The organism is Enterobacter sp. HG048 (genome assembly GCF_024702055.1).
Classification (GTDB): Bacteria; Pseudomonadota; Gammaproteobacteria; order Enterobacterales; family Enterobacteriaceae; genus Enterobacter; species Enterobacter dykesii.
In genome coordinates this window covers 26,041-42,450 of the sequence record NZ_JANLIZ010000018.1, presented here as the reverse complement: position 1 = coordinate 42,450, position 16,410 = coordinate 26,041, and the positions used below count along the sequence as shown (strand labels likewise).

Annotated in this window: 16 protein-coding genes and 1 other annotated feature; of the genes, 10 read left to right on the top strand and 6 right to left on the bottom strand. The window is 58.1% G+C overall.

Annotated features, from left to right (window positions below):
- Nucleotides 1–7: 7 nt before the first annotated feature.
- On the top strand, nt 8–1,237 hold the full coding sequence (locus tag NUX24_RS18290; protein ID WP_257833281.1) for a DUF3748 domain-containing protein: 1,230 nt from the start codon (nt 8–10) through the stop codon (nt 1,235–1,237).
- On the opposite strand, the gene NUX24_RS18285 is transcribed toward NUX24_RS18290, so the two are convergent.
- Entirely contained in the window at nt 1,234–1,566 is a 333-nt protein-coding gene (locus tag NUX24_RS18285) for a YceK/YidQ family lipoprotein (RefSeq protein WP_047650018.1), read from the bottom strand. The genes NUX24_RS18290 and NUX24_RS18285 overlap by 4 nt on opposite strands.
- 248 nt (nt 1,567–1,814) lie before the next feature.
- Nucleotides 1,815–1,886, top strand: a sequence feature (ROSE (Repression Of Heat Shock gene Expression) occurs in the 5'-region of heat shock genes and acts as an RNA thermometer to modulate expression.).
- Here NUX24_RS18285 and ibpA point away from each other — a divergent pair.
- The 3 genes from ibpA (at nt 1,880) to NUX24_RS18270 (ending at nt 4,682) form a co-directional block, all read left to right on the top strand.
- Nucleotides 1,880–2,290 (top strand): small heat shock chaperone IbpA, encoded by a 411-nt coding sequence (ibpA, locus tag NUX24_RS18280; protein WP_008500162.1) that lies wholly within the window; start codon nt 1,880–1,882, stop codon nt 2,288–2,290. (Overlaps the previous feature by 7 nt.)
- A gap of 136 nt (nt 2,291–2,426) precedes the next feature.
- The gene (ibpB, locus tag NUX24_RS18275; RefSeq protein ID WP_047650016.1) at nt 2,427–2,855 is read left to right on the top strand and encodes a small heat shock chaperone IbpB; all 429 of its coding nucleotides are present in this window, start codon (nt 2,427–2,429) and stop codon (nt 2,853–2,855) included.
- Nucleotides 2,856–3,020: 165 nt separating this feature from the next.
- Nucleotides 3,021–4,682 carry a putative transporter gene (locus NUX24_RS18270; protein WP_257833277.1) on the top strand — a complete coding sequence of 554 codons (1,662 nt, stop codon included), beginning with the start codon at nt 3,021–3,023 and terminating at the stop codon, nt 4,680–4,682.
- On the opposite strand, the gene NUX24_RS18265 is transcribed toward NUX24_RS18270, so the two are convergent.
- Nucleotides 4,650–5,396 carry a GntR family transcriptional regulator gene (locus NUX24_RS18265; RefSeq protein ID WP_257833275.1) on the bottom strand — a complete coding sequence of 249 codons (747 nt, stop codon included), beginning with the start codon at nt 5,394–5,396 and terminating at the stop codon, nt 4,650–4,652. The genes NUX24_RS18270 and NUX24_RS18265 overlap by 33 nt on opposite strands.
- 221 nt (nt 5,397–5,617) lie before the next feature.
- Between NUX24_RS18265 and NUX24_RS18260 the strand changes: the two genes are divergently transcribed.
- The 4 genes from NUX24_RS18260 to NUX24_RS18245 all read left to right on the top strand — a co-directional run bounded on the left by NUX24_RS18260 (nt 5,618) and on the right by NUX24_RS18245 (nt 9,336).
- Nucleotides 5,618–7,240: an alpha-glucoside-specific PTS transporter subunit IIBC gene (locus NUX24_RS18260; protein ID WP_257833273.1), complete on the top strand. Its 1,623-nt coding sequence runs from the start codon at nt 5,618–5,620 to the stop codon at nt 7,238–7,240.
- Nucleotides 7,237–8,559 (top strand): 6-phospho-alpha-glucosidase, encoded by a 1,323-nt coding sequence (locus NUX24_RS18255; RefSeq protein WP_257833272.1) that lies wholly within the window; start codon nt 7,237–7,239, stop codon nt 8,557–8,559. The genes NUX24_RS18260 and NUX24_RS18255 overlap by 4 nt, the downstream gene beginning before the upstream one ends.
- Nucleotides 8,560–8,651: 92 nt before the next feature.
- Nucleotides 8,652–8,999, top strand: a complete 348-nt coding sequence (locus NUX24_RS18250; protein WP_023309821.1) for a YidH family protein — start codon at nt 8,652–8,654, stop codon at nt 8,997–8,999.
- Entirely contained in the window at nt 8,989–9,336 is a 348-nt protein-coding gene (locus NUX24_RS18245) for a DUF202 domain-containing protein (protein WP_047650012.1), read from the top strand. The genes NUX24_RS18250 and NUX24_RS18245 overlap by 11 nt, the downstream gene beginning before the upstream one ends.
- Here NUX24_RS18245 and dsdA read toward each other — a convergent pair.
- On the bottom strand, nt 9,320–10,609 hold the full coding sequence (dsdA, locus tag NUX24_RS18240; RefSeq protein WP_257833268.1) for a D-serine ammonia-lyase: 1,290 nt from the start codon (nt 10,607–10,609) through the stop codon (nt 9,320–9,322). The two genes, NUX24_RS18245 and dsdA, sit on opposite strands and share 17 nt — an antisense overlap.
- Before the next feature lie 17 nt (nt 10,610–10,626).
- Nucleotides 10,627–11,964: a D-serine transporter DsdX gene (dsdX, locus tag NUX24_RS18235; protein WP_023309824.1), complete on the bottom strand. Its 1,338-nt coding sequence runs from the start codon at nt 11,962–11,964 to the stop codon at nt 10,627–10,629.
- 204 nt (nt 11,965–12,168) lie between these two features.
- Between dsdX and dsdC the strand changes: the two genes are divergently transcribed.
- Nucleotides 12,169–13,095 carry a DNA-binding transcriptional regulator DsdC gene (dsdC, locus tag NUX24_RS18230; RefSeq protein WP_257833265.1) on the top strand — a complete coding sequence of 309 codons (927 nt, stop codon included), beginning with the start codon at nt 12,169–12,171 and terminating at the stop codon, nt 13,093–13,095.
- Between the two features lie 84 nt (nt 13,096–13,179).
- Nucleotides 13,180–14,268 carry a glycoside hydrolase family 5 protein gene (locus NUX24_RS18225; protein WP_257833264.1) on the top strand — a complete coding sequence of 363 codons (1,089 nt, stop codon included), beginning with the start codon at nt 13,180–13,182 and terminating at the stop codon, nt 14,266–14,268.
- On the opposite strand, the gene emrD is transcribed toward NUX24_RS18225, so the two are convergent.
- Both emrD and NUX24_RS18215 read right to left on the bottom strand, forming a co-directional pair.
- Nucleotides 14,171–15,355 (bottom strand): multidrug efflux MFS transporter EmrD, encoded by a 1,185-nt coding sequence (gene emrD / locus NUX24_RS18220; RefSeq protein ID WP_029741426.1) that lies wholly within the window; start codon nt 15,353–15,355, stop codon nt 14,171–14,173. The genes NUX24_RS18225 and emrD overlap by 98 nt on opposite strands.
- A gap of 175 nt (nt 15,356–15,530) precedes the next feature.
- Nucleotides 15,531–16,364 (bottom strand): DMT family transporter, encoded by an 834-nt coding sequence (locus NUX24_RS18215; protein WP_257833261.1) that lies wholly within the window; start codon nt 16,362–16,364, stop codon nt 15,531–15,533.
- Between the last annotated feature and the right edge of the window lie 46 nt (nt 16,365–16,410).

The window sequence follows — 16,410 nt, the reverse complement described above, 5'->3', positions numbered from 1 at the left end:
TATCCTCATGAAACAAATCACCTTCGCTTCCCGCCACCATCAGCTCACCAACATCAATACCTGGACGCCGGACAGCCAGTGGCTGGTCTACGACGTGCGCCCATCCGGTGCGTCGTTCACCGGTGAAACCATCGAGCGGGTTAATGTCGCTACGGGTGAGGTAGAGGTGGTATATCGCGCGACTGACGGCGCGCATGTCGGCGTGGTGACCGTTCATCCTGCAGAAGAGAAATATGTCTTTATCCACGGCCCGAAAAACCCGGATGCAGACTGGCACTACGATTTTCATCATCGTCAGGGAGTGATTGCGCAAAACGGTCAGGTGAGCAACCTGGACGCGATGGATATCACAGCGCCTTACACCGCAGGCGCGCTGCGCGGCGGCAGCCACGTCCATGTCTTCAGCCCGAACGGGCAGCTCGTCAGCTTTACCTATAACGACCATGTCCTGCACGAGCGCGATCCTAAACTCGATTTACGCAACGTCTGCGTGGCTGCGCCTTACGGCCCGGTGAACCCGCAGGGGAACCATCCCCGTGAATATTCGGGAACCTTCTGGAGCGTGCTGGTTAGCCGCACGACGCCCAACCCGCAGCCGGGCAGCGATGAAATCAACCGCGCTTACGAAGAGGGCTGGGTGGGCAACGACAGGCTGGCATTTATCGGCGACACCCTCTCTGCGCAGGGCGAAAAAGTACCCGAACTGTTTATCGTCGACCTGCCGAAAGACGAGCAGGGCTGGAAGCGTGCGGGCGATGCGCCGCTACAGGGCACGACGGGGACCCTGCCAGCCCCGCCAGCAGGAGTAGAGCAGCGTCGTTTAACCTTTACGCATCAGAGGGCATATCCGGGCCTGGTGAACGTGCCGCGTCACTGGGTTCGCAGCAACCCGCAGGGGACGCAGATTGCGTTTCTGATGCGGGATGATAACGGCATTGTGCAGCTGTGGCTGATCTCTCCTGAGGGCGGGGAACCGCGCCAGTTGACGCGTACCGGGAGCGATATTCAGTCTGCATTTAACTGGCATCCTGCGGGCGGCAGTCTGGGGTTTGTGCTCGAAAATCGGATCGCCTGCTGCGACGCACAGACCGGAGAGGTGACGTTTTTGACGTCCGATCATGGCAACCCACCGTCTGCTGATGCGGTCGTGTTTTCCCCTGACGGGCGCGTTATTGCGTGGATGGAGGAGACAGCCGGTTTCCGTCAGCTTTGGGCAACGGAAACCGCGCAGCGCTAGCGTAGAGGCATGTCAGCGGGCGGGATGACGGCGTTTGTTGCCAGATTCTCCTGCTCGCTTTTTTCTACCCGTGAGCGCACGGAGTTGTCCTTACGAAACACATCCCACGGCAGCAGAAGCGTATCCGCCACGGCCGTAAACGGCATATCCAGGATAACCAGGGATTTGGTGCCCCAGTTTGTATCGTCATCGGAGAGCATCGCCGCGCTGGCGCGCGTCCCCGGATATGTTCCTTCTTTACCGCCGGTGTGAGACATCACGCTCGAACACCCGCAAAGTAAAACTACCCCGCTGAACGTCGTCAGCTTTATCAGAACATTTTTCATCATCACTCAGTCATCGTTAATGGCACTGCATAGACCTGCAACTCAGGGTTATAGCGAGCCTTATCCAAAATGGATAGCCCGATAACCCCGCACTGTGGCAGCCATCGCAATTTAACCCTTTGTGCTGTCGTCCCAGTCTAAGCTAGATGCAGGAAAGTGCAAAAAAAAGTGCAGGTGTCGTTCTTGAAAAGCCCGATTGCAGACCCATTTTAAGAATGTGGCCCGATAACGAACTCGCCTGATGGGTGTTCGGGGGCGCAAAGGCCTGTCCATGGTGGAAGGCTACAATTTCTCGCTGATTTCAGGAGTTTTATTTATGCGTAACTTCGATCTTTCTCCGCTATACCGTTCTGCAATTGGTTTTGACCGCCTGTTTAACCATTTAGAAAATAACCAAAGCCAGAGCAACGGCTACCCTCCATACAATGTTGAGCTGGTTGACGAAAACCACTACCGCATCGCCATTGCCGTCGCCGGTTTTGCAGAAAACGAACTGGAGATCACCGCGCAGGACAACCTGCTGGTGGTGAAAGGTTCCCATACGGCCGAGCAGAAAGAACGTACCTACCTTTATCAGGGCATCGCCGAGCGCAACTTTGAACGCAAGTTCCAGTTAGCCGAGAACATTCACGTTAAAGGCGCGAACCTGGTTAACGGCCTGCTGTTTATCGAACTGGAACGTGTGATTCCGGAAGAGAAAAAACCGCGTCGTATCGAAATTAACTAATTACGCGGGTCGCGTGAGCGGCCCACCCGGACTTGCTTGCCGTAACGGGAGCATATGCGAATCCACCAGGATTTGCAGGAACAACTGCGCACAAAACTACACTGTGCCGAACTCGCTTCTCAGAAGGAGATTTAGTATGCGTAACTATGATTTATCCCCCCTGCTGCGTCAGTGGATTGGTTTTGACAAACTGGCTAACGCCCTGCAAAGCACCACCGAGCAACAGACGTTTCCGCCGTACAATATCGAAAAAAGCGACGATAACCACTATCGCATAACCCTTGCGCTGGCCGGTTTCCGCCAGGACGATCTGGACATCCAGCTTGAAGGCACTCGCCTGACCGTGAAAGGGGCGCCGGAAAAACAAGAGACCCAGACCAAATGGCTGCATCAGGGGCTGGTTAATCAGCCGTTTAGCCTGAGCTTTACCCTGGCAGACCATATGGAAGTGTCCGGCGCAACGTTTACCAACGGGCTGCTGCATATCGACCTGATCCGCAATGTGCCGGAAGCCATCGCGCCGCAGCGTATCGCCATTAGCGAGCGGCCTGCGTTGAATAGCTAATAGCGTGCGGGCTGATGCCCTCACTCCGGCCCTCTCCCGCAGGTAGAGGGTGAAAAGATAAAGCCCTGCTCCGGCAGGGCTTTTTTGTGCGCCATCGCCCATACAACCGACCCCAGCTCTGAGAGAATCCTTATCATAACTAAGGTTATGATAAGGAAGTGGGTCATGAGTGATATCGCGTTAACCGTCAGCGTGTTGGCCCTGGTCGCTGTTGTTGGCCTGTGGATAGGTAATATCAAAATCCGCGGCGTCGGGTTTGGGATAGGCGGGGTACTGTTTGGCGGCATTTTTGTCGGGCACTTCGCCGACAAGCTCGGGCTGGTCCTCAGCGCCGAAATGCTCCACTTTACCCAGGAGTTCGGCCTGATCCTCTTCGTTTATACCATCGGTATTCAGGTGGGACCGGGCTTTTTCGCCTCACTTCGGGTTTCCGGATTACGGCTCAACCTGTTTGCCCTCGGCATTGTGGTGATGGGCGGGCTGGTCACCGCCATTCTGCACAAAATCTTCGATATCCCGCTCCCCGTGGTGCTGGGCATTTTCTCCGGGGCGGTCACCAACACGCCAGCGCTCGGTGCCGGGCAGCAAATCCTGCGCGATTTGGGTATTGAACCCGGCATTGTCGACCAGATGGGGATGAGCTACGCCATGGCCTATCCGTTTGGGATTTGCGGCATTCTGCTTTCCATGTGGCTGGTGCGCGTCCTGTTTCGCATTAACGTCGACAAAGAGGCGAAGGACCATGAAACCACGCTCACCAACGGCCATATGCCGATCAAAACCATCAACATTCGGGTCGATAACCCCAACCTGAACAATATGGCGATTCAGGACGTGCCGATTCTGAACAGCGCCAATATCATATGCTCCCGCCTCAAGCGTGACGATATGCTGATGGTGCCTGCCCCCGGCACCGTCATTCAGCAGGGCGATCTGCTGCACCTGGTCGGCCAGCCCGGAGATTTAAACAACGCGCGGCTGGTGATTGGCCAGGAAGTGGATACTTCGCTCTCAACCCGCGGCACCGATATGCGCGTGGAACGCGTTGTGGTGACTAACGAACACGTTCTTGGCAAGAAAATACGCGATCTGCAGGTAAAAGAGCGCTATGACGTGGTGATCTCTCGCCTTAACCGTGCGGGTGTTGAACTGGTCGCCAGCCCGGAGGCCAGCCTGCAGTTCGGGGATATCCTCAACCTGGTCGGGCGCCCGTCGTCCATCGACGCCGTGGCGGATATGGTGGGTAACGCCCAGCAAAAGCTGCAGCAGGTGCAGATGCTGCCGGTGTTTATCGGTATCGGGCTCGGCGTGCTGCTCGGTTCTATTCCTGTGTACGTGCCGGGCTTCCCGGTGGCGCTCAAGCTGGGCCTGGCGGGTGGACCGCTGATTATGGCGCTGATCCTCGGGCGTATCGGCTGCATCGGTAAGCTCTACTGGTTTATGCCGCCGAGCGCCAACCTGGCGCTGCGCGAGCTGGGTATCGTGCTGTTCCTGGCGGTGGTCGGCCTGAAATCCGGCGGTGATTTTGTCGATACCCTGGTCAGGGGCGAAGGGATGAGTTGGGTCGGCTACGGTATTTTCATCACGGCGATCCCGCTGTTGACGGTAGGCATACTGGCGCGGATGTTCGCCAAAATGAATTACCTGACGCTGTGCGGGATGCTGTCGGGCTCCATGACCGATCCGCCCGCGCTGGCTTTTGCCAACAACCTGCACACTACCAGCGGCGCGGCCGCGCTCTCCTATGCCACCGTCTACCCGCTGGTGATGTTCCTGCGCATCATCACCCCGCAGCTACTGGCGGTGCTGTTCTGGGGGATGAGCTAGCAGATCGTCCGGGTGGATGCGCCGCAGATGGTAGTCCACCTGGTAATCACTGGTATTTCGGAACATCACGGAATAATTGAGGAACTCGCCGCTGTCGCTGTAGGAGAGAGAGGTAATTCGCAGCAGCGGCGTCTGTTCCGGCAGGTTCATATAACCGGCCAGCGTTTTATCTGCCAGCACCGGCGTCAGGCTCTCGTAGTTGCCGCTGATAGTGATCCCGCACTCCTTCTCGATGTAATCAAACTTAGACCCCTCAAGATGCGCCAGCGAAAGATTGCGAAACAGCTTCACCGGCATAAAGCTGTCCTCCAGCATCAGCGGCTTTCCGTCCACGTAGCGCACCCGCCGGGAAAAGTAGATCCGCTCATCCACCTGAATCCGTAGCTGGCTGGCAATGGCGGGCGGGGCGGGCATCACTTCGAACTGCAGCACCTTGCTCTGCACCTCTTTTCCCTGCTGACGCAGCACCTCCACCAGCCCGGTCAGGTTGGTGGTTTCGTGGTGAACATCTTTGCGTGAGACAAAGGTTCCGCTGCCGTGCCGTCGCTCAACCAGCCCCCAGCTCACCAGCAGATCCAGCGCCTTGCGGATGGTCATTCGCGCCACGCCGAACTCCTGCGCCAGCGTTTTTTCGCCGGGCAGCGGGCTGCCGATGTTGTAGTCCGACGAATTCAGCCGCAGCCGCAATCTGTCAGCAATAGATTTGTAGATCACCAGTAGACCTCTTTTCCCTTATCAGGGCGTGGATTGTGTCCTGACATATCCATATTTACGCAAAAAAGTAGACCTGATTGGTCAAAATAAAACCATGAATGCGATCACGAATCGCAGCGGCACGCCATGTTCGCGCATCAGTAAGTTCTTATGCTCAGCTCAGGCCAGCAAAAAACCATAAAGGCCTCTACCCCTACAGGTTGTTTCATGAGGATTTAAAAATGCTCAGTCAAATACAACGTTTTGGCGGTGCCATGTTTACCCCGGTGTTGCTGTTTCCGTTCGCCGGGATCGTGGTGGGAATCGCCATCATGCTTCGCAACCCGCTGTTTGTCGGCGAAGCCTTAACGGCCCCCGATCATCTTTTCGCGCAGATTGTGCACATCATTGAAGAGGGCGGCTGGGCGGTGTTTCGCAATATGCCGCTGATTTTTGCCGTTGGCTTACCGATTGGCCTGGCGAAGCAGGCGCAGGGCCGCGCCTGTCTGGCGGTGCTGATTAGCTTCCTGACCTGGAACTACTTCATTAACGCGATGGGGATGACCTGGGGCCACTTCTTCGGCGTCGACTTCTCCGCCGAACCGACGGCCGGAAGCGGGCTGGCGATGATTGCCGGGATCAAAACGCTCGATACCAGCATCATCGGTGCCATTGTGATCTCAGGCATCGTCACCGCCATCCACAACCGCTACTTCGACAAGCCGCTGCCGGTCTTTCTGGGGATTTTCCAGGGCAGCTCGTTTGTCGTTATCCTCGCGTTCTTCGTCATGATCCCCTGCGCCTGGCTGACGCTGCTGGGCTGGCCGAAAGTACAGATGGGTATCGAGTCTCTGCAGGCGTTCCTGCGCTCCGCCGGTGCGCTGGGCGTGTGGGTGTATACCTTCCTGGAACGCATTCTGATCCCAACCGGATTGCACCACTTCGTCTACGGTCCGTTCATCTTCGGCCCGGCGGCGGTGGAAGGCGGGATTCAGGTCTACTGGGCGCAGCACCTGCAGGCGTTCAGCCAGAGCACCCTGCCGCTGAAAACCCTATTCCCGGAAGGCGGCTTCGCGCTGCACGGCAACTCAAAAGTGTTTGGCTCGGTCGGGATTGCGCTGGCGATCTGGTATACCGCGTCGCCAGAAAACCGCGTCAAGGTGGCGGGGCTGCTGGTCCCGGCCACGCTCACCGCCGTGCTGGTGGGCATCACTGAACCGCTTGAGTTCACGTTCCTGTTTATCTCGCCGCTGCTGTTTGCCGTGCACGCGGTGCTGGCGGCCACCATGGCAACGGTGATGTATACCTTCGGCGTGGTCGGGAATATGGGCGGCGGCCTGCTGGACCAGTTCCTGCCGCAAAACTGGATCCCAATGTTCCATAACCATGCCTCGACGGTATTCACCCAGATCGGTATCGGCGTCTGCTTCACCGGCATCTACTTCGTGGTCTTCAAAACGCTGATCGAACGCCTGAACCTGAAAACGCCGGGCCGGGAAGAGAGCGAAATCAAACTCTACAGCAAGGCCGACTATAAGGCGGCGCGCGGGCAAACCACCGCCCCGGCGGCGGCCAGCCAGCAGGTTGGGCAGGCAGCCGGATTCCTGCAGGCGCTCGGCGGCGCGGCCAACATCGAAAGCATCAACAACTGCGCCACCCGCCTGCGCATTGCGCTGGTGGATATGGCGAAAACGCAAAGCGATGACGTCTTCAAAGCCCTCGGCGCCCACGGCGTGGTGCGACGCGGCAACGGCATTCAGGTGATTGTCGGCCTGCACGTTCCTCAGGTGCGCGACCAGCTTGAATCGCTGATGAAAACCCCTTTATCGAATGAACAAACCACCCTGACAGAGGCTATATCATGAAAAAATTCTCAGTTGTCATTGCAGGCGGCGGCAGCACCTTTACGCCTGGTATCGTCCTGATGCTGTTAGCCAACCGTGACCGTTTCCCGCTGCGCGCGCTGAAGTTCTATGACAACGACGGCGCGCGTCAGGAGACCATCGCCGAAGCGTGCAAAATCATCCTTAAGGAACAAGCCCCGGAGATTGAGTTCAGCTACACCACCGATCCGAAAGCGGCGTTTACCGATGTTGATTTTGTGATGGCGCATATCCGCGTGGGCAAATACCCGATGCGCGAAAAAGATGAAAAAATCCCGCTGCGCCACGGCGTGCTGGGCCAGGAAACCTGCGGCCCGGGCGGCATCTCCTACGGCATGCGCTCTATCGGCGGCGTGCTGGAGCTGGTGGATTACATGGAGCAGTACTCTCCGAACGCGTGGATGCTGAACTACTCCAACCCGGCGGCGATTGTTGCGGAAGCCACGCGTCGCCTGCGCCCGAACGCCAAAATCCTCAACATCTGCGATATGCCGATCGGCATTGAAGGGCGCATGGCGCAGATTGTCGGCCTGAAAAACCGTAAAGAGATGCGCGTGCGCTACTACGGCCTGAACCACTTCGGCTGGTGGACCTCTATTGAAGATCTTAACGGCAACGATCTGATGCCGAAACTGCGCGAATACGTCGCTAAAAACGGCTATGTTCCGCCTTCGGAAGATGCGCACACCGAAGCGAGCTGGAACGATACCTTTGCCAAAGCAAAAGACGTGCAGGCGCTGGATCCGGATACCATGCCGAACACCTACCTGAAGTATTACCTGTTCCCGGACTACGTGGTCGCGCACTCCAACCCGGAACGCACCCGCGCCAATGAGGTCATGGATCACCGTGAGAAGCACGTGTTCAGTTCCTGCCGGGCGATTATCGAAGCCGGTCACTCCGCCGCCGGTGAGCTGGAAATCGACGAACATGCGTCGTACATCGTCGATCTGGCGACGGCAATTGCCTTTAACACCCAGGAGCGGATGCTGCTGATTGTGCCAAACAACGGGGCCATCCATAACTTTGATGCTGATGCGATGGTAGAAATTCCGTGTCTGGTCGGCCATAACGGGCCGGAGCCGCTTACGGTGGGCGATATTCCACACTTCCAGAAAGGGCTTATGAGCCAGCAGGTGGCTGTGGAAAAACTGGTGGTGGATGCCTGGGAGCAGCGCTCATACCAGAAACTCTGGCAGGCGATCACCCTGTCGAAAACCGTGCCGAGCGCGTCCGTCGCGAAAGCGATTCTGGATGACCTGATCGCGGCCAATAAGGACTACTGGCCAGAGCTGCACTAATCGTCCTGACCGGCATCGCCCGATGCCGGTCTCCTTGTCCTTGTCGATTTACGCTATGCTGAAGCCTGCCCGAAGCACGACAAGGAACCTTCATGAAAATTTCCCGCCTCGGCGAAGCGCCGGACTACCGCTTCTCTCTGGCCAATGAACGCACGTTTTTAGCGTGGATCCGCACGGCGCTGGGCTTTCTGGCGGCAGGGGTGGGTCTCGATCAGCTTGCGCCCGATTTCGCCACGCCGCTGATTCGCGAAGTGCTGGCGCTGCTGTTGTGCCTGTTCGCGGGCGTGCTGGCGATTTACGGCTACCTGCGCTGGCTGCGCAATGAGAAGGCGATGCGTCTGAAGCAGGATCTGCCCTATACGCGCGGGCTGCTGATTATCAGCACGATTCTGCTGACGGTGGCGGGCGTGGTAATGGTGCTGGTGTTCTATGGCGGATAGCCGCAAAGCGCGGCGCGAAGCGGACCCCGGCCTGCAGCCGGAGCGGACGTCGCTGGCCTGGCTGCGCACGCTGCTGGGGTATGGCGCGCTGATTGCCCTGGCGATTAAGCACAACTGGCACCGCACAGGGGTGCCATTCTGGATTTCTATTGTTGTGCTGGCGCTGGTGGCCATCATTTTATGGCGCTATACCCGCAGCCGTAACCTGATGGATGTGGCGCAGAATGATTTTGTACAGCCGAAGGCGGTGCGGGATAAATTCCTGATCGCCCTGGCCGTGCTGTTGCTGTCGCTGCTGTTTGCGGTAACCCATCTACAGGTTATTTTTTCCCTTTAGCCAGATACTTCGCCATCTCGTCTTCCGGCACCATACCGCCGCCGGTCGCCCACACCAGGTGGGTAACGCTGGCATCTGAAGGCACGCGCACCGGCCCGGCCATGCCCGCCAGCGCGGACGGCTCCAGACGGATCCCTTCCTCCTGCGCCAGCCAGCCGAGCATGTCGTACATGCTCTGATCGGAAAGCGTATAGAAGCCGTCGAGCAGGCGCTCCATCGCACGGCCCACGAAGCCCGACGCGCGTCCTACCGCCAGACCGTCCGCCGCCGTCACGTTATCAATGCCCAGATCCTGCACCGCGATTTCATCGTGCAAGCCGGTGTAAACGCCCAGCAGCATGCACGGGGAGTGCGTTGGCTCCGCGAAGAAGCAGTGGACGTTATCTCCAAAGGCCAGCTTCAGGCCAAACGCCACGCCGCCAGGGCCGCCGCCGACGCCGCACGGCAGGTAGACGTACAGGGGATGATCGGCATCCACCACGCGGCCCTGTTCGGCAAACTGCGCCTTCAGGCGCTCGCCCGCCACCGCATAGCCCAGGAATAAGGTGCGGGAATTTTCATCGTCAATGAAGAAACAGTTCGGATCGCTTTCCGCCGCTTTTCGTCCCTGCTCTACCGCCACGCCGTAATCCTGCTCATATTCCACTACGATGACGCCGTGGCTGCGCAGTTTGGCTTTCTTCCACTCGCGGGCGTCGGCGGACATATGTACCGTCACCTTAAAGCCGATGCGGGCGCTCATAATGCCGATGGACATCCCGAGGTTGCCGGTTGAGCCTACCGCAATGCTGTACTGGCTGAAGAAGTCCTTAAAGCGCGGCTCCAGCAGAATGCTGTAGTCGTCGTCGATGCTCAGCAACCCGGCGTCCAGCGCCAGTTTTTCCGCATGAGTCAGCACCTCATAGATGCCGCCGCGCGCTTTAATCGAACCGGAGATCGGCAGATGGCTGTCTTTTTTCAGCAGCAGCGTGCCGGGAATAGACTTCGCAGATTCTTTCTCCAGCCGCTTTTGCATCGCCGGGATGGCAACCAGTTCGGATTCGATAATCCCGCCCGTTGCCGCCGTTTCCGGGAAGGCTTTCGCCAGGTACGGCGCGAAGCGGTTGAGGCGCGCGTGGGCGTCGTCCACGTCGGCTTTGGTCAGCCCGACGTACGGCAACCCTTCTGCAAGCGTCGTGGTGCGCGGGTTAAACCAGGTGGTTTCTTTCAGGGCAATCAGATCCTCAACCAGAGGAAACTGTGCGGTTAAAGTAGTGATAGTTGCGTTTTCCATAGTACGTCTCTTCGCGCTCAGATAATGAAGGAAAGCAGGAATGTGCCGCCAAGTGCAAGCACCGAGGCGATAAACGTCGCCGTCGTATAGTATTTGAAGGTCTCGTTCAGGGTAGCGCCGCAGTATTGCTTCACCAGCCAGAAGAGAGAATCGGTCACGATCGTGCAGCCAATGGCACCGGAACCGATGGCAATGGTGATGATCTCCGGGCTCACGTTCGGGTAGAGCGGCAGCATCGGCGCGACTATCGCCGTGGCGCCCATCATCGCCACCGTCGCGGAGCCGACGGCGGCATGCAGCACCAGCGCTACCAGCCAGGCGAGCAGGATAGGGTGCATGTGCAGGTTCGAGAGAATATGCGCCAGCGAGTCCGCCAGTCCGCTGGTTTTCAGGATGGCGTTAAACGCGCCGCCCGCGCCGATAATCAGCAAAATGTTGGCGATAGAGCCGAAGCCGTGCTCGGTATGCGTCAGCATCGTGCCCATGCCCATATGCTGGCGTATCCCCAGCAGGTAGTAGGCGACAAACACGGCGATAAACATCGCGGTGATCGGGTTGCCGATAAACTCCAGCAGCGTATACAGCGTGCCTTCTTTCGCCATATTCAGCTCGGCGATGGTTTTCACCAGCATCAGGGCAATCGGCAGCAGCACCGTGAACAGCGTGGCGCCCAGCGACGGCAGGGTGTGCTCTTCCCGCACCTTCAGGTCTGAAAATTCCGCCGGAACCGGTTTAAACGGCAGACGGTTGCCGAGCAGCTTCAGGAACAGCGGGCCGCCGACCAGCGAGGCCATCAGGCCCACCATCAAACCGTAGACAATGACCGTTCCGACGTCCGCGCCTAATTTATTGGTCACAAACAGCGCGGCCGGATGCGGCGGCACCACGCAGTGCACCGCCATCAGCGCGGTACAGAGCGGAATGGCCAGCTTGAGCAGCGACGTGTTGGTCTTTTTGGCGATGGAAAACGCCAGCGGGATCAGCAGTACCACGCCCACTTCCACAAACAGCGTAATGCCGCAGATAAGGCCTACCAGCACCATAATCACGTCCGCCGACAGCCAGCGGCAGCGCTGCAGTGCGATCCCGATGCGCTCTGCCGCGCCGGAGACTTCCATCATCTTGCCGAGAATGGTGCCCAGGCCAATCACCGCCGCCAGGAAGCCCAGCGTACCACCAATTCCGCTCTCGATGGCGTTCACCATATCCAGCGGGCTCATCCCCATCATCGCTCCGACGAAAAAGCTCGCCAGCAGCAGCGCGAGGAACGGGTGAAACTTCAGTTTTACGATGGTTAAAACAATCAACACAATGCTGACCAGCAGCGTTGCCACAACCCAGACCTGAGATCCCATATCTCACCTCACCCTTATGTCATCTGTGGTTATTGGACGAAAAAACGGCGTGGGCTGACAAACGATATAAATTGGCGTTCAGGTGAGCCAGATTGGATCAACTGAGTGACTGCGCTCTAAAAAGCGCACTCAATTCGTATTAGGTTCACATAAATTCACCCTTGAGCGGTATGCTGAGCGCAGAAAACCCGCGTGAGAATTGTGATGACCGATGCGAATGAAGCCAGAAACCGCCTGTTAAACGGCTGGCAGCTGTCGAAAATGTATACCTTTGAAGTGGCCGCCCGGCATGAGTCCTTCGCCCTGGCGGCGGAGGAGCTGTCGCTCAGCCCCAGCGCGGTGAGCCACCGCATCAACCTGCTGGAAGAGGAGCTGGGCATTCAGCTGTTCGTCCGCTCGCACCGTAAAGTTGAGCTGACGCAGGAGGGAAAGCGCGTTTACTGGACGCTGAAATCGTCCCTCGACACCCTGAATCAGGAGATCCTGGATATCAAAAACCAGGCGCTGTCCGGCACGCTGACGGTTTACTCCCGCCCGTCGATCGCCCAGTGCTGGCTGGTGCCCATACTGGGAGACTTTACCCGCCGCTATCCGTCGATTTCACTCACCGTCCTGACCGGCAATGATTACGTTAATATGCAGCGAACGGGCGTCGATCTGGCGCTCTATTTCGACGATACGCCGCCAAACCATCTCTCTCATCACTTCTTGATGGACGAGGAGATTTTGCCCGTCTGCTCACCGCAGTATGCCCGCGAGCATGAACTGCTGAAAAACCCCGATAACCTCAGCCACTGCACGCTGCTGCACGACCGTCAGGCCTGGAGCAACGATTCCGGTACGGATGAGTGGCTGAGCTGGGCGCAGCACTTTGCGGTGAATATGCCGCCATCGTCGGGCATTGGTTTCGATCGTTCCGATTTAGCGATTATTGCGGCCATCAACCACGTCGGCGTCGCGATGGGCAGAAAGCGGCTGGTGCAGAAACGACTTGAGCGGGGCGAGCTTATCGCCCCGTTTGGTGAAAAAACTCTGAAATGCCATCAGCACTACTATATCTCGACGCTTTCAGGCCGACAGTGGCCGAAAATAGATGCCTTTATCGGCTGGCTGAGAGAACTGGCCGGTTGAAGAATTATTACGCTTTCGCTCTACACGGAATGTGAAAAAGCGTGCTAAATACAGGTAATGCTTTCGATTTATCCAGGGTAAACCGTGTTAAAGCCTTTTATTGTCTCTGCATTATTGATCTCTTCCGGTTGGGCGATTGCCGCTGAGCCGCCGCTAACGGCTGCCCGTTATGCGCAGCAGCTGGGCGTCGGGATGGATGTGGACTGGGCGCGCACCGAGCGCGGCATACGCGAATTCGACCCGCTGGTGGTACGGGATTTTCGTGCAAAAGGCATTACCCACGTGCGCATTCGCGTCGCCGATGAACCGACGGAAGCGCGGCTGATCCACCTGCGCAAGCTGGTGGAAGCCTGCGAGCAGTATGGCGTGATCCCTATCATCGCTTATCAGGCTGATGAATATAAAAACGACCCGAAAGCCGATAACGAGAAAGAGACGATTAACTGGTGGATTGCCGTGGCGCACTATTTTGGTCAGAGCTATCCGCTGCTGGGTTTTGATCTCATCTATGAGCCGGCCGACAAGCTTAACCACAACCTCGCGTCGCTAAACCGCGTATATGAAAAAACCATTAAAGCGATCCACGACATGGATCCGCAGCGCATGATCTTTATTGCGCCACGCCTGCGCGCCGCGCCGGAGGATTTATCCAGCCTGAAGCTGCCTGCGCACAGCCAAAACTACCTGCTGGCGGAGTGGCATATTTTCCCGTGGGGGCCGCTGAAAAATAGCGGTAAATACCCGTGGACGTCCGGCACGGCGGCGGAGAAAGCGGCTATCCATAATCGCATCAATACCGCGCTGCGCTGGCAGCAAAAAACCGGGCACGTTAGCTGGGTCGGGGGCTGGGGCGTGGGAGAGTCAAACCACCTCACGCCAACCGCTTCGCAAATGGAGTTCTCCACCTTTATGGCCTGCGAGCTGCAAAAGGCGAAAATCCCGTATGCGCTGAACGCGGATTTCCAGTTTTACGACGGGGAAGAGGGGGCCTGGCGGCCCGCGCCGGAGCCGTTGCTGCAGGCGATGATTGCGCCCGTCTGCGAAAAGCCCGGCGAGAAGCCGGGCCATCATGCGGTTAAACCGGCTGCTCGTGATGCGGAACACGCGACGCCAGCGGTAGCCAGCACAGTAAAATCAGCAGCCCCATCAGCGTCATCAGCAGGCCCAAACTAGCCTGCCCGGTCTGCGGCATCATCGCCGAGAGCCAGGCCAGCGCGCCGGAGCCGATATTCTGCAAACCGCCTACCAGCGCACCAGCCGTGCCTGCGAGGAACGGGAACGGCTCCATCGCGCCGCTGGTCGCCAGCGGGAACAGCATCCCCGCGCCGAAGAAGAACAGCGCTGCCGGGATGAGCAGCGTCCAGACCGTCATCACGCCAAACAGCCCTGGGATCCACATCATCAGACCCGCCAGCAGGCAGCTGATCACCGACTGCCACATCAGGGTGGAGAAGCGTTTGTTCGGGCGTCCGGCAAACCACGCGCCGAAGAACGCCGCCGGGATCGGCAGAATAAACAGAATACTCACGACCATGCTGCTCAGGCCCAGACCCGCGCCCAGCAGCACGCCGGAACAGGCTTCAAACACCGCAATGCCCGCCAGGCCGCCGATCAGCATCAGCAGGTAGCAGGTAAACGACCCGTTGCCAAACAGCGTTTTATAGCTGGTGATGAGCTTCGTGCGCGGCGCGTCCTGCGGGCGCGTTTCCGGCATCCAGCGCGCCATGCTGAAGGTGACAATCACGCACAGCACCAGCAGGAAGGCGTAGCAGGCGCGCCAGGACCACATCGTGTCCAGCAGGCCGCCAATCAGCGGGGCGAGAAGCGGGCTGACCAGAATACCCATATTCAACAGGCTGTTGGCATGACGGAGCTGTGTACCCTGATACATATCGCGCGGTAAGGTTCGCGCCATCACCCCGCCGACGCCGGTCCCGACACCCTGCAGGGCGCTGGCGGCAATCAGTACGGTCAGGCTGTGCGTGGTAATGGCAATCACCGTCGCCACCATGAAAATGCTCATGCCCACCAGGATCACCGGGCGACGCCCGACGCGGTCAGACAGCGGGCCGTAGAAGAGCTGCGAAACGCCATAGGTCAGCAGGTAGGCTGCCATCACGCTCTGCACCGCGCCCTCGCGGACGTTCAATTCCTTTGCCATGTCGGCAATCGCCGGAATGTAGATGGTTTGCGCCATCTGACCGACGGCCACCAGTAACACCAGCATCAACAATAAGTTAACGTTCCTTTGTTTTTTCATGTCGCTGAATACTTTTGCAAAAAGAGAAAAATGAAGAATAAGTGACTGCGCATTCCCATAAATGCGCGAGGAATCTACCACAGAGAGATGACAATTTAAGCATTGTCGTGGTGAATGAAAAAACCGGGAAAGGCAGGATTTGTAAACAAGATCGGCAACTAATGTTGCCAGTGATTTACGCCAGGCGCAGCTGAATGGCGCCGCCGGCAATACCCAGCGCCGCCGCGATGCGCAGGCCCGCAACCTTCTCTTTTAAAAGGACAAACGCGATCAGCGCCCCAAAAAGAATCGAGGTTTCACGCAGCGCCGCGACCACCGCCAGCGGTGCCTGCGTCATGGCCCAAAGCGCCAGACCGTAAGAGCCCATGGTGCCCACCCCGCCGAGTAACCCCTTTTTCCAGTGCATGCGTAGGTAGCTGGACGCCTCGCGCCGGCGCGCCACCATTGCCCAACTCAACAGGCAGAAGCCGTTCATAAAGAAGGTCCACAGCGTGTAGCCCAGCGCGGTGTCCGACAGCCGCACGCCGGTGCCGTCGACCAGCGTATACCCGGCAATGAAGCAGGCGTTCAGGAGCGCCAGCCAGATCCCTTTGCGTGACTGCATGTGGCCATGCATCGCCATCGCCAGAATCGAAAGGCAAATTACTCCGATGCCGGACCAGGCGAGCCAGGAGAGACGATCCCCGAGCGCCAGCACGCCGATCAGCGCCACCAGCAGCGGGGCGGTGCCGCGCATCAGCGGATAGGTCTGGCTCATATCCGAGACCTGATAGGTCTTCGCTACCAGCACGGTGTAGACCACCTGTAAGGCGCAGGAGACGATCAAAAACGGCCAGCTTGCAGCAGATGGCTGTGGGGAAAACGGTAATAAGACCAGAGCGATAAGCGTGGCGGACCCGCTGACGCTTATGGCGGAATAGAGCTTGTCCGTTCCGGCCTTAACGATGGCGTTCCAGCTGGCATGCAGCAGCGCCGCGAAGAGCAAAATGCAGAAAACGGTGGTGGTCATGGCGTATCGGGTGATGAATTGTCACTCAACTGTAACATTCACACCC

Excerpts from the sequence above, each read along its gene's own strand:
- NUX24_RS18290 (WP_257833281.1), top strand. The coding sequence starts at position 8 with ATGAAACAAATCACCTTCGCTTCCCGCCACCATCAGCTCACCAACATC.
- NUX24_RS18285 (WP_047650018.1), bottom strand. The coding sequence starts at position 1,566 with ATGATGAAAAATGTTCTGATAAAGCTGACGACGTTCAGCGGGGTAGTT.
- ibpA (WP_008500162.1), top strand. The coding sequence starts at position 1,880 with ATGCGTAACTTCGATCTTTCTCCGCTATACCGTTCTGCAATTGGTTTT.
- ibpB (WP_047650016.1), top strand. The coding sequence starts at position 2,427 with ATGCGTAACTATGATTTATCCCCCCTGCTGCGTCAGTGGATTGGTTTT.
- NUX24_RS18270 (WP_257833277.1), top strand. The coding sequence starts at position 3,021 with ATGAGTGATATCGCGTTAACCGTCAGCGTGTTGGCCCTGGTCGCTGTT.
- NUX24_RS18260 (WP_257833273.1), top strand. The coding sequence starts at position 5,618 with ATGCTCAGTCAAATACAACGTTTTGGCGGTGCCATGTTTACCCCGGTG.
- NUX24_RS18255 (WP_257833272.1), top strand. The coding sequence starts at position 7,237 with ATGAAAAAATTCTCAGTTGTCATTGCAGGCGGCGGCAGCACCTTTACG.
- NUX24_RS18250 (WP_023309821.1), top strand. The coding sequence starts at position 8,652 with ATGAAAATTTCCCGCCTCGGCGAAGCGCCGGACTACCGCTTCTCTCTG.
- NUX24_RS18245 (WP_047650012.1), top strand. The coding sequence starts at position 8,989 with ATGGCGGATAGCCGCAAAGCGCGGCGCGAAGCGGACCCCGGCCTGCAG.
- dsdA (WP_257833268.1), bottom strand. The coding sequence starts at position 10,609 with ATGGAAAACGCAACTATCACTACTTTAACCGCACAGTTTCCTCTGGTT.
- dsdX (WP_023309824.1), bottom strand. The coding sequence starts at position 11,964 with ATGGGATCTCAGGTCTGGGTTGTGGCAACGCTGCTGGTCAGCATTGTG.
- dsdC (WP_257833265.1), top strand. The coding sequence starts at position 12,169 with ATGACCGATGCGAATGAAGCCAGAAACCGCCTGTTAAACGGCTGGCAG.
- emrD (WP_029741426.1), bottom strand. The coding sequence starts at position 15,355 with ATGAAAAAACAAAGGAACGTTAACTTATTGTTGATGCTGGTGTTACTG.
- NUX24_RS18215 (WP_257833261.1), bottom strand. The coding sequence starts at position 16,364 with ATGACCACCACCGTTTTCTGCATTTTGCTCTTCGCGGCGCTGCTGCAT.